This is a genomic window from Cytobacillus sp. EB106-05-05-XG126 (genome assembly GCF_058791715.1).
Genome location: NZ_JBYTDU010000001.1, coordinates 253136 through 269462 on the forward strand (window position 1 = coordinate 253136; position 16327 = coordinate 269462).

The 16327-nt window shown below is 42.6% G+C and carries 19 protein-coding genes; 16 read left to right on the top strand and 3 right to left on the bottom strand.

Features of this window, described 5'->3' with window-relative positions:
* Positions 1–402: 402 nt before the first annotated feature.
* The gene (locus AC3WTL_RS01260; RefSeq protein WP_048009959.1) at positions 403–1293 is read right to left on the bottom strand and encodes a LysR family transcriptional regulator; all 891 of its coding nucleotides are present in this window, start codon (positions 1291–1293) and stop codon (positions 403–405) included.
* A gap of 196 nt (positions 1294–1489) precedes the next feature.
* On the opposite strand from AC3WTL_RS01260, the gene AC3WTL_RS01265 reads away from it, so the two are divergent.
* The 12 genes from AC3WTL_RS01265 (at position 1490) to AC3WTL_RS01320 (ending at position 11774) form a co-directional block, all read left to right on the top strand.
* Positions 1490–3298, top strand: a complete 1809-nt coding sequence (locus AC3WTL_RS01265; RefSeq protein ID WP_492369368.1) for an assimilatory sulfite reductase (NADPH) flavoprotein subunit — start codon at positions 1490–1492, stop codon at positions 3296–3298.
* 25 nt (positions 3299–3323) lie between these two features.
* A complete protein-coding gene (gene cysI, locus AC3WTL_RS01270; RefSeq protein WP_492368810.1) occupies positions 3324–5045 on the top strand; it encodes an assimilatory sulfite reductase (NADPH) hemoprotein subunit in 1722 nt (573 codons plus the stop codon).
* Positions 5046–5285: 240 nt separating this feature from the next.
* Entirely contained in the window at positions 5286–6272 is a 987-nt protein-coding gene (locus AC3WTL_RS01275) for a nuclease-related domain-containing protein (RefSeq protein WP_492368811.1), read from the top strand.
* A gap of 60 nt (positions 6273–6332) precedes the next feature.
* Positions 6333–7493 carry a pyridoxal-phosphate-dependent aminotransferase family protein gene (locus AC3WTL_RS01280; protein ID WP_492368812.1) on the top strand — a complete coding sequence of 387 codons (1161 nt, stop codon included), beginning with the start codon at positions 6333–6335 and terminating at the stop codon, positions 7491–7493.
* Positions 7494–7507: 14 nt separating this feature from the next.
* Positions 7508–7981, top strand: coding sequence for a GyrI-like domain-containing protein (locus tag AC3WTL_RS01285; RefSeq protein ID WP_492368813.1), 474 nt, complete (start codon positions 7508–7510; stop codon positions 7979–7981).
* A 60-nt stretch (positions 7982–8041) separates the two neighbouring features.
* Positions 8042–8563 carry a DinB family protein gene (locus AC3WTL_RS01290; RefSeq protein WP_048009965.1) on the top strand — a complete coding sequence of 174 codons (522 nt, stop codon included), beginning with the start codon at positions 8042–8044 and terminating at the stop codon, positions 8561–8563.
* 90 nt (positions 8564–8653) lie between these two features.
* On the top strand, positions 8654–8806 hold the full coding sequence (locus AC3WTL_RS01295; RefSeq protein WP_492368814.1) for a glycine zipper domain-containing protein: 153 nt from the start codon (positions 8654–8656) through the stop codon (positions 8804–8806).
* Between the two features lie 13 nt (positions 8807–8819).
* Positions 8820–9479, top strand: coding sequence for a hypothetical protein (locus AC3WTL_RS01300; RefSeq protein ID WP_492368815.1), 660 nt, complete (start codon positions 8820–8822; stop codon positions 9477–9479).
* A gap of 15 nt (positions 9480–9494) precedes the next feature.
* A complete protein-coding gene (locus AC3WTL_RS01305) occupies positions 9495–9953 on the top strand; it encodes a GNAT family N-acetyltransferase (protein WP_394579121.1) in 459 nt (152 codons plus the stop codon).
* 11 nt (positions 9954–9964) lie between these two features.
* Positions 9965–10714 carry a class I SAM-dependent methyltransferase gene (locus tag AC3WTL_RS01310; protein ID WP_492368816.1) on the top strand — a complete coding sequence of 250 codons (750 nt, stop codon included), beginning with the start codon at positions 9965–9967 and terminating at the stop codon, positions 10712–10714.
* 17 nt (positions 10715–10731) lie between these two features.
* A complete protein-coding gene (locus AC3WTL_RS01315; RefSeq protein WP_048009969.1) occupies positions 10732–11220 on the top strand; it encodes an NUDIX domain-containing protein in 489 nt (162 codons plus the stop codon).
* Positions 11217–11774: a GNAT family N-acetyltransferase gene (locus tag AC3WTL_RS01320; protein ID WP_248348019.1), complete on the top strand. Its 558-nt coding sequence runs from the start codon at positions 11217–11219 to the stop codon at positions 11772–11774. Before AC3WTL_RS01315 ends, AC3WTL_RS01320 begins: the two co-directional genes overlap by 4 nt.
* 52 nt (positions 11775–11826) lie before the next feature.
* Here AC3WTL_RS01320 and AC3WTL_RS01325 read toward each other — a convergent pair whose 3' ends face one another.
* Complete coding sequence (locus AC3WTL_RS01325) at positions 11827–11967, bottom strand: hypothetical protein (protein WP_175609156.1); 141 nt, start codon at positions 11965–11967, stop codon at positions 11827–11829.
* Positions 11968–12035: 68 nt separating this feature from the next.
* On the opposite strand from AC3WTL_RS01325, the gene AC3WTL_RS01330 reads away from it, so the two are divergent.
* The 4 genes from AC3WTL_RS01330 (at position 12036) to AC3WTL_RS01345 (ending at position 15447) form a co-directional block, all read left to right on the top strand.
* Positions 12036–12626, top strand: coding sequence for a histidine phosphatase family protein (locus AC3WTL_RS01330; protein WP_248348017.1), 591 nt, complete (start codon positions 12036–12038; stop codon positions 12624–12626).
* Positions 12613–13638, top strand: coding sequence for a DUF2332 domain-containing protein (locus AC3WTL_RS01335; protein WP_248348015.1), 1026 nt, complete (start codon positions 12613–12615; stop codon positions 13636–13638). Before AC3WTL_RS01330 ends, AC3WTL_RS01335 begins: the two co-directional genes overlap by 14 nt.
* A 134-nt stretch (positions 13639–13772) precedes the next feature.
* Complete coding sequence (trhO, locus tag AC3WTL_RS01340) at positions 13773–14723, top strand: oxygen-dependent tRNA uridine(34) hydroxylase TrhO (protein ID WP_492368817.1); 951 nt, start codon at positions 13773–13775, stop codon at positions 14721–14723.
* A 103-nt stretch (positions 14724–14826) separates the two neighbouring features.
* Positions 14827–15447 (top strand): LysE family translocator, encoded by a 621-nt coding sequence (locus tag AC3WTL_RS01345; protein ID WP_492368818.1) that lies wholly within the window; start codon positions 14827–14829, stop codon positions 15445–15447.
* 74 nt (positions 15448–15521) lie between these two features.
* Here the strand turns inward: AC3WTL_RS01345 and AC3WTL_RS01350 are convergent, their stop codons facing one another.
* Entirely contained in the window at positions 15522–16268 is a 747-nt protein-coding gene (locus tag AC3WTL_RS01350) for a uracil-DNA glycosylase family protein (RefSeq protein WP_492368819.1), read from the bottom strand.
* Positions 16269–16327: the final 59 nt, after the last annotated feature.

Sequence of the window (16327 nt, forward strand, 5' to 3'; positions counted from 1 at the left end):
GAGTCTGAACCTGAAGCAACTTCGGACACAGCGGGTCAGGTTTTTCCAATGTAGAGTCTGAACCTGGAGCAGCTTCGAACACAGCGGTCAGGTTTTTCCAATGATGAGTCCGAACCTGAAGCAACTTCGGACACAGCGACCAGGTTTTTCCAATGATGAGTCCGAACCTGAAGCAACTTCGGACACAGCGCTCAGGTTTTTCCAATGTAGAGTCTGAACCTGAAGCAACTTCGGACACAGCGGTCAGGTTTTTCTAATGATGAGTCTGAACCTGAAGCAACTTCGGACACAGCGGGTCAGGTTTTTCCAATGTAGAGTCTGAACCTGGAGCAGCTTCGGACACAGGGATCAGGTTTTTCCACTTTTGAGTCCAAGCCCGAGGTAACCTCCGACTCAGCGCCATTATTTATGATGCCATCTTTCGCTGAGAGCTTCGATAAAAATGCTGACATTCCTTTTTTCCTGCATTATGGGAGAAAGTACATAGGACAGAGTGCGTTTGAATTCCTGACTTTTCACCTTGATGATACACAGGTTGTTTTGTTTGACGTCTCTTGCGACTACGCTTCCGGAAAGAATGCTCATTCCCAGCCCATTGATGAGTGTTTCTTTTATTCCCTGGTTGCTTGAGATCGTCAGGAGTGATTTCACCTTAAGGCCATTTGATCTGACCACATGGTTAAAATATTCCCGGGTTCCTGAGCCGTTTTCCCTCATGATCCAGGCCTGATCCTGGAGATCAGCAATGGTTGCTTCTTCTTTTTGTGCCAATGGATGCTGGTTGGAGGTCACAATAAATAATTCATCCTCTAAAAAAGGAGTCACGATAAGCTCTTTTTCATTTGTCTGGCCCTCAATTAAGCCGATATCGACATGATGGGAGCGGGTCGACAGGACAACTTCCTCCGTGTTGGCGATCGTAATCTGGAGATTCAGTTCAGGATATTCATTCTGCAGGTCAAGAAGAAGGGGAGGAAGGATGTATTCCCCTATTGTGAAACTGGCCGCAATTTTCAAATCCCCTTTAATGGTATGCTGCTGATCTAAAATTTCCTGCCTGGTTTGCTCATAAATGGTAATCATCTGCTTGGCCCGGTCATATAATATTTCACCGCTGGGCGTAATCTTCAAGTATTTTGGTGAACGCTGAAAAAGTTTTGTCTGAAATTCCTTTTCCAGATTTTTTACGTGCATGCTGACACTGGGCTGCGACATGAGAAGGAGCTCAGCCGTCTTTGTAAAATTTTTCACCTCAGCCAAGGTTACGAATGTTTTTAACGCATCATAATGCAAAATATCACCCTTTTGTAATTAATAATATTAATAGTTATGATAATTAATATTTATTTTACTAATGCTAAATCATTCGGTAAAGTATTAGATATATATTTTTTTAATTATAAACCCGACTTTTTTTATAGGAAAAGAAGAATTTTAAAAAAATAAGAATAAACCAGCCCTACTCTGCTGGTTTGCGAGGTGGATCATGTTGCAACTTCAGGTAATGAACAGTCCGTTTAACCAGGAGCAGACAGAGCTCCTGAATCGTCTTCTCCCGACTCTCACAGAGACTCAATCCCTCTGGCTGAGCGGGTATCTTGCCGCGATACAGTCCTCAACTTTGCAGGCTGCCCCTGCAGTGGAAGAGCGTCCAGCACCGGCAGCGGCGCCGGCTATTCCAAAGGAAGTGACCATTTTATTTGGATCACAAACCGGGAATGCGCAGAATCTGGCAAAAAAAGCCGGGAAAACGCTTGAGGAGAGAGGTTTTCAAGTAAACGTTTCAGCAATGAGTGACTTTAAGCCTAATAATCTTAAAAAGGTCAAAAACCTGTTAATTGTCGTCAGTACTCATGGTGAGGGAGACCCTCCGGATAACGCATTAACATTCCATGAATTCATTCACGGAAAAAGAGCTCCAAAACTTGAAGACTTCCGTTACTCAGTTTTAGCTCTTGGCGACAGCTCATATGAATTCTTCTGCCAGACTGGGAAGGATTTTGATAAACGTCTCGAGGAGCTTGGCGGAACGAGAATAACACCAAGGGTAGATTGTGATCTTGATTTCGAAGAGCCTGCAGCAGTGTGGGCGGAAGCTGTATTAGCCGGCTTGAGCGATGGGGAAAGCAGCAGTCCTTCTCCTTCAGCCGCTTCAGTTTCAGCTTCAGCACCTGCCGAGTCATTTTATTCCCGATCGAATCCGTTCCGTGCAGAAGTGCTGGAGAATATTAATCTCAACGGCCGCGGCTCCAATAAAGAAACACGTCATCTAGAGATTTCGTTAGAGGGTTCAGGACTGACGTATCAGCCTGGTGACAGCCTGGGAGTATACCCAGAGAACGATCCTGAATTGGTTAACCTGCTTTTAGCTGAGATGAACTGGGATCCTGAGGAAGCAGTCAGAGTGAAGGAGGAAACAGTAAAATTAAAAGAAGCACTTTCGTCTCACTTTGAGATTACTGTCCTGACCAAGCCGCTTGTAGAAAAGGCTGCAAAGCTTTCCGGTAATGAAGAGCTGCACCAGCTTGCATTAGACAGCAGCCGATTGAAATCCTATATCGATGGGCGTGATTTAATCGATTTAGTCCGTGATTTTAAGCCATGGAGCAGTTCGGCACAAGAGTTTGTCTCTATACTGCGTAAGATTCCTGCGCGTCTATATTCTATTTCCAGCAGTTTTGAAGCAAATCCTGATGAAGTACACTTAACAATCGGTGCAGTCCGCTATGACGCCCATGGCCGTGAACGTAAAGGGGTCTGCTCGATTCTATGTGCAGAGCGCCTCCAGCCTGGTGATACACTGCCGGTATTTATTCAGCACAATGAAAACTTTAAACTGCCTGAAAATCCGGAAACACCAATTATTATGGTTGGTCCCGGAACAGGAATTGCACCGTTCCGATCCTTTATGCAGGAACGTGAAGAAAACGGCGCGGAAGGGAAGTCCTGGCTATTCTTCGGCGACCAGCATTTTGTAACAGATTTTCTATATCAGACTGAATGGCAAAAGTGGCTAAAGGATGGAGTCTTATCGAAGCTGGATGTCGCTTTTTCACGTGATGTTGATGAGAAGGTTTATGTTCAGCATAGAATGCAGGAAAACAGCAGGGAACTATTCCAGTGGCTCGAGCAAGGTGCGGCAGTCTACATCTGCGGCGATGAGAAAAACATGGCGCATGATGTCCATAACACACTCATTGATATTATTGAAAAAGAAGGCGGAATGAGCCGCGAACAGGCTGCGGAATATCTGGCCGATATGCAGAAAAATAAACGCTACCAGCGCGACGTATATTGATTTGGAAGGAAAGGAGTTTTTCAGCATGGTAAACCCAAAATTAAAAGCACCGGACGGACCTCCCAGTGATGTTGAGGGAATTAAAGATCGAAGCAACTTTTTGCGCGGAACGCTGGCGGAAGTAATGCAGGATCAGATCAGCGCCGGGATCCCTGATGATGATAACCGATTAATGAAGCACCACGGCAGCTATCTGCAGGATGACCGGGATCTCAGGAATGAACGCCAGAAGCAGAAGCTTGAGCCGGCTTATCAGTTCATGCTCCGCCTGCGTCTTCCCGGAGGGGTCGCATCACCGAAGCAATGGCTAGTCGTGGATGACCTGGCTGAGAAGTATGGCAACAGCACTCTCAAATTAACAACACGCCAGACCTTCCAGATGCATGGAATCCTGAAATGGAATATGAAAAAGACCATCCAGGCCATTCATTCAACGATGCTTGATACGATCGCAGCATGCGGAGATGTGAACCGGAATGTCATGTGCATCTCCAATCCCGATCAATCTGAAATTCATGAGGAAGTGTATGAGCTGGCGAAGATGTTAAGTGACGATCTTCTGCCCCGCACACGTGCCTATCATGAAATTTGGCTGGATGAAGAAAAAGTAGCCGGCTCTCCAGAAGTGGATGAAGAGATTGAGCCGATGTATGGCCCGCTTTATTTGCCGCGGAAATTTAAGATTGGGATCGCTGTACCGCCTTCCAATGATATTGATGTCTTTTCACAGGATCTCGGCTTTATAGCGATAGTTGAAGATGGCAAGCTGGCAGGCTTTAACGTGGCAATTGGCGGAGGAATGGGCTTCTCTCATGGAGATAAAGCCACATACCCGCAGCTTTCGAAGGTAATTGGCTTTGTGACGCCAGATAAAATCTACGAAGTGGCTGAAAAGACTATTACGATTCAGCGGGATTACGGAAACCGCTCCGTCCGGAAAAATGCACGATTTAAATATACGGTTGACCGCCTAGGGCTGGAGACTGTTATTGAAGAACTGGAAACCCGCTTAGGCTGGAAACTGGAGGAAGCACGCGGATTCAAGTTTGATTCCAACGGTGACCGCTATGGATGGGTAAAGGGTGTCCGCGGAAAATGGCATTTTACGATGTTCATAGAAGGAGGCCGTGTGGCAGACTTCGAAGATTATAAGCTGAAAACAGCATTGCGGGAGATCGCCAAGGTTCATAAAGGCGATTTCAGACTGACGGCCAATCAGAACCTGATTATCGGCAGTGTGGCAGACGAAGATAAAGCTGCGATTGAGTCGCTTATTGAAAAATATGGCTTAACAGACGGAAGCCGCTACAGTGCGCTCCGCCGCGGTTCAATGGCCTGTGTGGCTCTGCCGACCTGCGGTTTGGCGATGGCTGAGGCTGAACGCTATCTGCCAGGATTGATCGATAAAATTGATGAAATCGCTGATGAGGCGGGCTTGCGGAATGAAGAAATCACGATCCGCATGACCGGCTGCCCGAACGGCTGCGCGCGTCACGCACTCGGAGAAATCGGCTTTATCGGCAAGGCGGTCGGCAAGTACAATATGTATCTCGGGGCAGCTTTTGACGGAAGCCGCCTCAGCAAAATGTACCGCGAAAATATCGGGGAAGAAGAAATTCTGAACGAGCTGCGCGTCATCCTGCCGCGCTACGCCCGTGAACGTCAGGACGGCGAGTATTTTGGCGACTTCGTGATCCGGGCGGGTATTATTGAAGCGACAACGGACGGGACTAATTTTCATAATTGAGGTTGAGGAAAGATGGGGCTGGTGCCCTGTCTTTTTTTTGCTCAAGTTCGATAAACGACTAACTAAACGAAAATAAAAAGAGCTTATACGAAGGTAAATTTATCCATAAGAAAGAAAAACTTCCTTTTCAGCAAGTAATAATACTTATCCGAAAATAAATCGATCATAATGAATGAATAGAAGGGATTTTTCTCAATAAGTAGAAATCTAAACAAGACTAATATAGATTGGAGTGAAAAAATGATTGTAAAACAGCGTGAAATTCCTCTTGTGATTCTCAAATTGGAAGCTCTTCTTCGCAGGCTGCCACCTCACCATCCAAAAATACCCTTAATAAAAGAAGAAATCAGTAAACGGAAAGCTGGATTCAAAGGAGAGACTTCTATTGATTTTCCTTTGGGATTTTTAAACGACAAGCGTTACTATATCCTACACGATCTTCGTCTGCCTGATGCGAACCGGTATTTTCAAATGGATACATTAATATTATCCCTGAAGTTTGCTTTAATTTTAGAAGTGAAAAATATTTCTGGTATTCTCCATTTTGATACAATTTATAATCAGCTATTTCGAAATAAGGATGGGGAAGAAAGTGTTTTTCCGTGTCCCATTGTTCAAGTGAATCGTCAGGAAAACCAACTAAAGAAATGGTTTGCTGAAAATGGTCCCGGACAGTTACCTATTTTTTCAAAAGTTGTAATCACTAATCCTCATACTGGAATTAAATCAATTCCCCCAAATGTAAACCTCAGTCAAAAAGTCATCCACAAAGAAGTATTGCCATCAAAAATAATACAAATTGAATCAAATATCTCCGAAAATCAAATCTCTGAAAAACTACTTAAGAAATCAATCCGACTCTTAAAGAAGGCAGCTGTTAAATCAGATTCATCTATTCTGGATAGATTTCACATAATTAAGGAAGATATCGCAACAGGTGTATTTTGTCCTAATTGCAATCTTATGCCTATGCAAAGGGCAAAGCGAACATGGCATTGTAAAGCATGCAGGAGGAATTATAAAGAGGCCCACATTAATGCCATTAAAGATTATAGTTTGATATTTGGAACCAGCATAACAAACAGGGAACTTAGGAGTTTTCTTCAAATAGAATCTATTACTGTTGCTACGCGACTACTCAACTCTATGGAACTACCCCACACCGGAGGATATAAGAACAGAAAATATGAATTAACATCAATTGATGATAAGAATAAAGGTTTTTAAAATAAAATGTCGAAACATTTAGATATCTAAAACCTAAAACCAACCAAAGGAGGATTTATCATGCCAAACGAGGAAATGCTTTTGATCCCGGGACCTACGCCTGTTGTGGATTCGATTTATGAGGCGATGTCACAGGAAACAAGGGGGCATACGGATCCGAGATTTGCCGCTGTTTATAAGAGTGCGATTGAGAAAACGAGGGAGATGCTGAAGACAGATGGTGAGGTGTTTGTTGTTTCCGGCTCCGGTACGATTGCGATGGAAATGGCTCTGGTGAACACGGTAGCAGCAGGAGAACGGCTATTGATTATAAGCCAGGGCTTTTTCGGTGATCGTTTCCTGCAATTAGCCAAGGCGTTCGGAATACAGGCAGATATTATTCAATCCGAATGGGGGAAGCAGGTGGACCCCGCCGCTGTTGAGGAAAAACTTGCATCACGTTCCTATAAAGCGGTGACGATAACCCATGCTGATACCTCAACCGGTGTTGCGGCTGACCTGGATTCCCTGATACCTATCACTAAAAAGCATGGGGCACTGGTTATTCTGGATGGAGTTTGTGCGACGGCTGCGATGGAAGAGGATATGAGCAAGTCATATGGCGAAGGGAAAATTGATGTCGTTTTAACAGGCTCACAGAAAGCGATCGGTGTGCCGCCAGGACTCGCTGTTGTGGCATTCAATGAGACAGCATTGGCTGCCCGTGAACAAATGGAACGGGTTCCTGCCTACTATTGCGATATTTATAATTGGATTCCCATTATGCATGATCCGCAAAAGTACTTTGCTACGCCACCTGTTAATCTGATTTATGCCTATGAGGAGGGAATGAGGCTGGTGTTAGCGGAAGGAATGGAAAACCGTTACAAGCGCCATGAAGCATTTGGAAAAGCTGTCAGGGCTGCGCTTGCTGAATATGGAATGAAGGCAATTGCTGATGAAAATGCCGCTGCAGCTACTCTCAGCTGTATCCTTTACCCTGAAGGTATGGATGATGCTGAATTCCGGGCCTCTCTTGCGACAAAAGGTGTTATTGTTGCCGGTGCCCTGGCTCATCTTGCGGGGAAAGCATTCCGAATCGGCCATATGGGGAATACGACTGAAGACATGCTTGAAAGGGCCATTGTGCTGATCGGTGAAACAATGAACGAAATGGGCTTTGACACAGATATCCAAAAAGCAGCTGAGAGGTTTAGAGAACTGGCATTGCCCATTGCTTAATAAGGAGGGAAAGGATGTCTGAATTGATTTTGCGGGCTGCTGAGACAGAACGCGGAAGTTTGAGACTAATAGGGATCCGCGTCTTATGCCCGCCGGATCAGTACCTGGCTGAGATTCCGCGGGCTATTAAATTATTTACGGAACGCATTACAGAAATTAAGGGAGCTGTAAATCCAGACCAGCTTGTTGGTGCTTATAAAGTGGAGGAAGACTCTCCTGAAGAAGACGGCTATTGGATTGGCATTGAGGTGAAGGAATGTATCAGTGTTCCTGATGGAATGTTCTTATTAGTAATTCCACCGCAAAAATATGCCTCTATCCGGCACAAAGGACCTAATGATGAGATTGGAAATTCCTATAGGGAATTGCACAGCTGGATTGAAGAAAAGGGATACAATCGGCTGAAAAATGAGTGGCATCTAGAAATCCATCATAGCTGGGAGAATATTGAGGATTTAGATATTGAGCTGCTGGATACGATAGCATAATGGAAAAGACTGCCTTCCCGGCAGTCTTTTCCCTGCAAAAAAAGAAGGGAGAGTTTACAATTGATAGATTATCGGATTAAACATGTAAAGGGCTATGATGAAAAAATTGGAGAACTTGTGTCAATGCTGGAACATGCCAGGTCTGTGACGCTTAAAGATGTTGCTGGCTTGACACAGAATGAGCTGGATTTTCTTCCCGATGAAAACAGTAATTCAATAGGATCACTTTTGAAGCATATTGCTTTTGTTGAATATGTTCATCAAATCATTACTTTTGAAAATAGAGATCTTAACGATGAAGAATATTCAAGATGGGCCGCTGCGTATGAATTGGGTGAGAAAGCAAGGAATGAAATTAATCATCATCCTATAGAATTTTACTGGGAGGAACTATCAGCAATTAGAGAGAAAACGTTAAACCTTTTAGCATCCAAACAGGATAGCTGGCTATATGAAGAAGGAAAGTGGAACAATGGAGTCTCTTTCAACAACTATTGGTTCTGGTATCACGTTATGGAGGATGAAATCAGCCATCGCGGGCAAATCCGTGTGTTAAAAAGACAGCTGGCAGCTCAGAGGTGATAAGATAACCGCCTGCCTTTTTCCAAAAATATGAAACTAAAGGTCCAATAGTTCGTATATAAGGTAAAACATTTAAAGGCGGTTTAATGGATGAGAAAAATGAAGTGGGGTTTTTCAGGAATCGGAATGGCCTATAGTCTGTCGCTGGGATTAGTTTTTGGAATGCTTTTTGAAAATTGGGCTTTGGGCATTGCCATGGGAGTTGCTTTCGGGGCATCGTTTGGATCCTCAGAAAAGAAGTAAAGGAGGATCTGACTTGATTAAAAATAAAAAGCTCTTTCTGACATCAATTGTGTTAATCATTATTTCCATGGCACTAAACTTTCCTTTTCCGGATGAAAATCGACTAGGTGATACGGGAATAACAATTTTAAATATCCCAATCAACTCGGCAGATGGCTTTAATTTTGCAGGATTATTTATTCTCATATTACTAGTCCTGGGTATGGTCTTGCTTCATCGTTCACTTGAAAAATATCATTTGCGGTCTTTTTTTGCCGTTATCATCATCGTTTCCCTTCTGCCTCCTTCTCTGGCAGAGGCTTATCAAAAAACGCTGGCAAATGGCATCAATGCAGTTTCCTATATAAAAGATGAAAGTCAATGTAAGTTTGTAATGATTGGTGAAGATATTTTGAAGGGAAAGTGTGAGCTGCCATTTGAAAATTACAGCAATGAAGAAGTGTCTTTTACTATCGGCTTTTATGACAGATATTTATTTGAAGAGGATGTAAAGATGCTTTCACTGATGAACAGCGGTGAACCTGCTAACGTTAAATTGCTCCCTAACGAGGTAAAGCTCATCCGGATTGAGAAAGAGATCGATGTGTCACAAATCAAAAACCATGTTGAAAATGGAGAGGCCGCTTATGTAAGCATCATTATTTATGATGGTGAGAAAAACAGGAAATTGTAAGAGGGGCTGAGGCTAATGACCATTAAGTTAAAACCCGTCACAAGAGACAACTGGGAAGAAGCCATACAGATGAAGGTAAAAGAATGGCAGCGTGATTTCGTTCCTTCAGCGGCTGTATCACTTGCCAAGGTTTATATTAAACCAGATGGGGATGCAGTAGAGTATATTCCATTCTCAATCTATGACAATGATAAAATGGTTGGTTTCATCATGCATGCCTATGAACCGGATACAGTTAATATGTATTGGATAAACGGTTTTTTTATCGATCAGAAGTATCAGGGCAGGGGTTATGGCCGTGCAGCATTAGCCGTGATGATCAGCTGGATAAAAACTAAATTTCCAAAATGCGATGAAATCCGCTTAACGGTTCATAAAGATAATCAACACGCAAGGATACTTTATAAAAACTTCGGATTTTCCCCCACCGGAGAGATATGGGGAGAGGAAGAGGTTTACTATTTTTTGGTTTAAAGGAGTTATTTATGATTAATGAAACACTGGAATTAAATAAGAAAAGCTGGGATGAAGCGGCTAAAAGGTTTTATGGTCGCAATCCGCTGCCTGAATATGGACCATTGGCGCCAACTGAAGATGACCTTCACTTGTTTGGAGATGTGAACAGTTTAAAGATGCTGGAGATTGGCTGCGGCAGCGGGCATTCCCTAAAGTATTTGGACCAGCGGGGAGCAGGTGAATTATGGGGATTGGATTTATCGTCCCGACAAATCGATGCTGCCAAGGAACTCTTGAAAAATTCTTCCTCAAAAGTAAAGCTGTTAGAATCCCCGATGGAACAAAATCCCGGGATCCCTGCTGATTATTTCGATGCCGTTTTTTCCATTTATGCGATTGGCTGGACCACGAATTTAGAAGAGACGCTGAAAAACGTTCATTCCTATCTTAAATCAGGCGGGATGTTTATTTTCAGCTGGGAGCATCCCTTGTATAACCGGATTAAGGCTGAAAATGGAGTATTAATTATGGATAAATCCTATCATGAAGAAGGCCCCTATCAGCACATAGCATGGAATCAGCCTGCCATTATGCAGCAATATAAATTAAGTACATATATCAATCTATTAATTGAAAACGGGTTTGCGCTTGAAAGGGTAATTGAAGATGTAAGTCTTACTGAGCAAGATGTTCAGCGGCATGCCAATCGATGGTATTCCTATGAAAAGGCGAGATCAATACCCGCTGCTTTTATTATTAAATGCAGAAAGTTATTTTAGGAGGCAGATTAGAGCAAATGACCTATCACATTAGAGTCAGAGCAGGTGCAGTAATTATAGAAAATAATTCAATTCTGCTGATTGAATTTCAGGATGAAAGAGGCCTTCATTACAATTTGCCTGCAGGAGGGGTTAAACCCAAAGAATCAGTAATTGATGCAGTAAAAAGGGAAGCAAAAGAAGAGGCATCTGTAGATGTGACGGTCGGCCCATTGGCGTTCGTTTATGAATATGCCCCGCATTTAAATGAATTTAGGTATGGACAGATACATTCACTGGGCTTAATGTTTGAATGCCAGTTAAGGGAAGACTCTTTGCCTAAAATGCCTTCAGCACCGGACCCTAACCAAGCAGGCGTTAGGTGGGTGCCGCTTTCTGAACTGGCCAATATAGTGTTGTATCCTAATATGAAAGAACATATTTTGGAATATGTTAAAAATAAAAGAAACATAGATTTGATTGAAGAACACACATTGGATGTTTACGCAATGGAGATGAAAAAATGAAAAAAGAAATCATAATTGATTGCGGTGAGGTAATCCTCAGGGAATACCGGATGGAGGACGTCCAGGCACTCTATGAAATTACTTCCCAGCCGGAAGTTTATGAGTTTATTCCAGGTGCACAGGCTACACTTGAGCAGCGGGTGGACTGGATGAAGAATTATGAAATTCCGGCCAATGAAAAATTCAAGTCTTCAATGCCAGATCTGAAAGATGCCGGCTTTTTGAATTTGGGAATCATTTTAAAGGAAACTGGAGAGTTTATTGGCTTTTGCAATACAGGTATAAAGGATGAATTGCCGGAACCGAACAGGGAAATTGGCTATGCCATCTCAAAGCACTGCCGGAATAAAGGTTATTCCACCCTTGCAGCAAAAGGGCTAATAGGTTTTCTTTTTGAAAAAACGGCTCTTGAAACACTAAATGCTGTCGCATTAACCAGCAATGCCAGTTCCAATAAAGTTCTGCAAAAATGCGGCTTCAAGCTTGCTGGCGAAATAGAGATTGATGGAGGACAGTTTTTCCATTACACCATTAGAAAAAGGGATTGGGCCTAGATGTTTTTCAAAGACACCCGCCATTTAACATGGGGGTGTCCCGTTATTTAGGCTATAGATCAGATTTTGGATTTGTATTAAATGTGCCGTTTTTATTTTCCTTTTCATGTCCGCGCACCTGGTCTCCGCCATTTCCCTTTTCGTGCACCTTTTTGCCGCCGAGTTTTACATTTGGATATTCTTGTTCCCGCATGGTCTTCACCTCCATGTTAATTAAATTATCCATAAAGGATAAAAATATATAAATTTTGGGGTTTTAATATGGAAATAACACTTATCAGACATGGCAGGTCAGCGCATATAGAAGATCACCGCCTGAATAGCCGTGAATTTAAGAAATGGGTTGAAACGTATAACCGTTTAGGGATTCTTGAAGATGAAGTTTGTCCTTCGGATGCTCTGGAAAAAGGGGTTTCAGCATCTTTTATACTTACGAGTAATCTGAAGAGGTCTATCGAGTCCGCTAAATGCTTAAACCCCTTCGCAAAGATACGAACAGACCGATTATTCAGAGAAGCTGAATTGCCCATTCCTGCCAGTAATTTGCCCGGACTGAAATTAAGGCCCAAAACCTGGGCACTGGTATTAAGATTACTTTGGATATGCGGATATTCGCAGGGGTGTGAATCATATAGGGATGCAAAGCTGCGGGCAAAGCAAGCATCATTATTATTGACCTCAATTGCAAAAGAACATCATTCTGCTGTTCTCGCGGGACACGGTTTTTTTAACCTGTTAATTGCGGGGGAGCTTCAAAAAGCCGGATGGACCGGTAAGAGAAAAACAGGTTCAAAGCATTGGAACACAGATACTTACGTTCGGCTCGGAGGGGATGAAAATGTTAATACCTAACCTATCATCGAAATTCAAGACTTTTGGACAAAATGAATGCCGAGGTTCCAGTAATCTTTATGAATTTTTATCAAATAGAATTTCAGAGGATGAGGAATTGCTGGTTTTGGCATCTGAGGCGAGAGACGGCCAGCCTGTGCCAAATTTGTTTTTTGGGGCCATTCATTATCTGCTGTTACAAGGGAAAGAGCATGTACTTAAGGAATTCTATCCAAGTATAGTGGAGGATCCAAGAAACCCTCAAGATTCCTTCCAAAGCTTCAAAGATTTCTGCAGTCTGTATTCACAAGAAATTAAAGAGATAATACAAACAAGAATAGTTCAGACGAATGAAGTAAGGCGCTGTGCTTACCTATACCCGGTATTCGCTTATATTTACCAGCAAACCAAAAAGCCCCTGGCCCTGATTGAGATAGGGACTAGCGCCGGCCTGCAGCTCCATTGGGATAAATACAGCTACTCTTATGGAACAGGAGAAACATACGGGAATCCAAACGCGTACGTTCATTTATCCTCTGAAATCAAGGGGAGCCAATTCCCGATTTTTCCTAAAGAAATGCCGCCGGTTGCTTCAAGAATTGGGATTGATCTTCATATAAATGACTTGAATATCGGGGAAGATTTTTTGTGGCTGAAATCACTTATCTGGCCTGAACATGAGGAGAGAAGAACTCTATTCGAAAAAGCTGCCCAATGTGTTAGGGAAAACCCAATCTCCCTTATAGAAGGAGATGGTGTTGAGCTTTTGCCAGGTTTGATTGAAGGTATACCTGAAGAACATTCAACCTGTGTATTCCACACACACGTGGCCAATCAAATGCCGCCAGAAGTAAAAGAGAATCTGCTTGCAAAAATAAAAGCAAGCGGACGCATGAGGGATATCTTTCATATTTATAATAATATCCAGGACCGGAATCTGCATCTTGATTATTATTTGCATGCCGCAGAATACAAGAAACTGGCCGGCCAAACAGAAGGACATGGAAAGTGGTTTACATGGGAATTGAATTAGATTCCATTAATCTTTCGCTCTCCGAAAATTTTGAAACTTGACATCATCTGTTATACTTATCTAGGTAAGTATATATTGTTTTAACCTATTAACAGATATATCTTGCAAATATTAAGTGATAGGTGGAAATACAAATGAGTCAAAAACCGTACAGAGTATTACTTTACTACATGTATGTTTCAATTGAGGACCCTGAAGAGTTCGCAAGGGAGCATAAAGCATTCTGCAATGAGCTGGGCCTTAAAGGGCGTATTCTTGTTGCGAATGAAGGAATTAATGGGACTGTATCCGGACCAGTGGAACAGACCGACCGCTATATGGAAGCGATGAAGCAGGATCCGCGCTTTGCGGAGATGGTTTTCAAAATAGATGAAGCAGATGGACATGCATTTCCTAAGATGAAGGTCCGTGCACGCCCTGAGCTTGTAACACTTCGCCTTGAAGACGATGTGAACCCGAACGAGATTACTGGCAAATACCTTGAGCCAAAAGAGTTCTACGAAAGACTTCAGGATGAAGACACGATTGTGCTGGATGCACGAAATGATTATGAATATGATCTTGGACACTTTAGAGGAGCAATCAGGCCGGATATTGAAAACTTCCGCGATCTGCCAAACTGGGTCCGTGAAAATAAAGAATTGCTTGGCGATAAAAAGATCATTACGTATTGCACAGGCGGCATCCGCTGTGAAAAGTTCTCCGGCTGGCTTGTAAAAGAAGGCTTTGAAGATGTAGCCCAGCTTCATGGAGGAATTGTCACATATGGAAAAGACCCAGAGGTACAGGGTCAGCTCTGGGATGGCCAGCTTTATGTTTTCGATGATCGCATTGGCGTTCCGGTTAACCAAAAGGAGCATGTAATCGTAGGTAAGGACTATTTTTCAGGCGAGCCTTGTGAACGCTACGTCAATTGTGCAAATCCTGCCTGCAATAAAAAAATCCTTTGCTCTGAAGAAAACGAGCATAAATATATGCGCAGCTGTTCTGATGAATGCCGCACGCATCCTCGGAACCGTTATATTGCAGAGCATGGCCTTTCAGAGGCAGAAGTGGAAGAAAGATTAGGAGAAGTAAAAGCATAAGATGATTAGAGCAGATTTTCCTTTATGGAAACTGCTCTTTTTTATTGGAAATTTCATGAAAACTGATATAATATTCTTAAAATTTTTATCAGGTGGGTGTGATATGGAGAATTTGCTATTATTTCTGTTTATGTCCTTTCTGCTCGTCATTTTGCCGGGACCCGATACAGGAATACTAATTCAAAACACGATTTCAAGCGGGAAAAAAAGCGGCATTAAAACGATGTTCGGATCTGTCGCCGGGCTGATGGTCCATACAATGGCTGTCGTTTTTGGCTTATCGGCATTAATTGTAAAGTCTGCATACATTTTTTCTTTCATTAAGTATGCTGGTGCGGTATATCTTATTTATTTGGGCATCATTTCGTTAAAGTCTCTATCGAACAAACAAGAACCGGCTGACATGGAGAGAAAGCATAAGAAGAACAAATCGCATTTTCTTCAAGGCTTTTTCACTTGTGTGTCCAACCCAAAAGTGGCTGTATTCTTTTTAACTTTTTTTCCTCAATTTTTAAGCACGGAAGGGAATCACTTTGCGCAATTTCTTGCCATGGGCTTACTATATAGTCTTATAACAATCATTTGGTTCTTTTTCTATGTATACTTGATTGACTTTTTCAGGGCTTGGCTGAAAAAACCTGCTGTTAATAATGTGATCCAAGGAGTTTCTGGTGCGGTTTTAATGGGATTTGGCATTAAATTGGCATTTGAGAAACAGCCTTAAGGAAGCGGCTGCTTAACCTCTAAAATGGGTTTAAGCAGTTTTTTTGTGGTTAAAGAAGGAAATATACTCTTTGGTTATAGCTGTTCTCCCCACTTTCTAATGATTCCGGTTGTAGCATATTTGTTCTGCTCAAACTGCTTAGCCCTGTGTCCATTTGCACCTGAAGGATGCGGGAAGCCAAATAAAATGGTATGTCCTGCAAGCTGATTGGCTGTGTACAGGTGACGGAGGATCCTTTCAACGGTTATCCCCAGCGGAATAATGAGTGCATCACTATTAATTAGTTTCAGCTCTTCCGGGAATACTTTTGTTGCGTACTCAGCAAGAATTTCTGTTTTTAATGGATCAGGCTGGTGTCCGGTATAATTTTTGCCCCGGTAGAAAACAGGGTACTTTACTACGGAAGTGGTGTGCAGGAGTTCTCTATTTCGTTCGAAAAGCGCAGCAGAGCTATCTATGCCAAGGGCATCCTGTAAGCCGCATTGATCCAGCATGCTTATTAAATTTCTCCTCATCCCTCCTGCAAAACTGGCAGTTTCCTTGGTTTCTTCCAGAATTTTGTCGAGCTTCTTTTCTGCTGTCAGTTCTTTCTTGAATGATTCAAAGGCAATCCTCATTTGGCTCCATCCAGGAGTAATTCCGACAATGACAATTTTCGCATTATTATTGATATATTCGTTGTGCGGGGCAAAATATATTTCTAAATCTCCATTCTTACTTATTAAAAAATCCCGGGTAAGCAATTGATCCCTTGTCAGCGGCCTGCCATAAGGAAGCTGCTGAATGGCCGGAAGAAACATTGAAAGTAATGAGGGCTCCATTAAATTCTCCTTTTAATCACAGTTAGTATGATTATGTTACCAAATCAAGAATAAAAAAA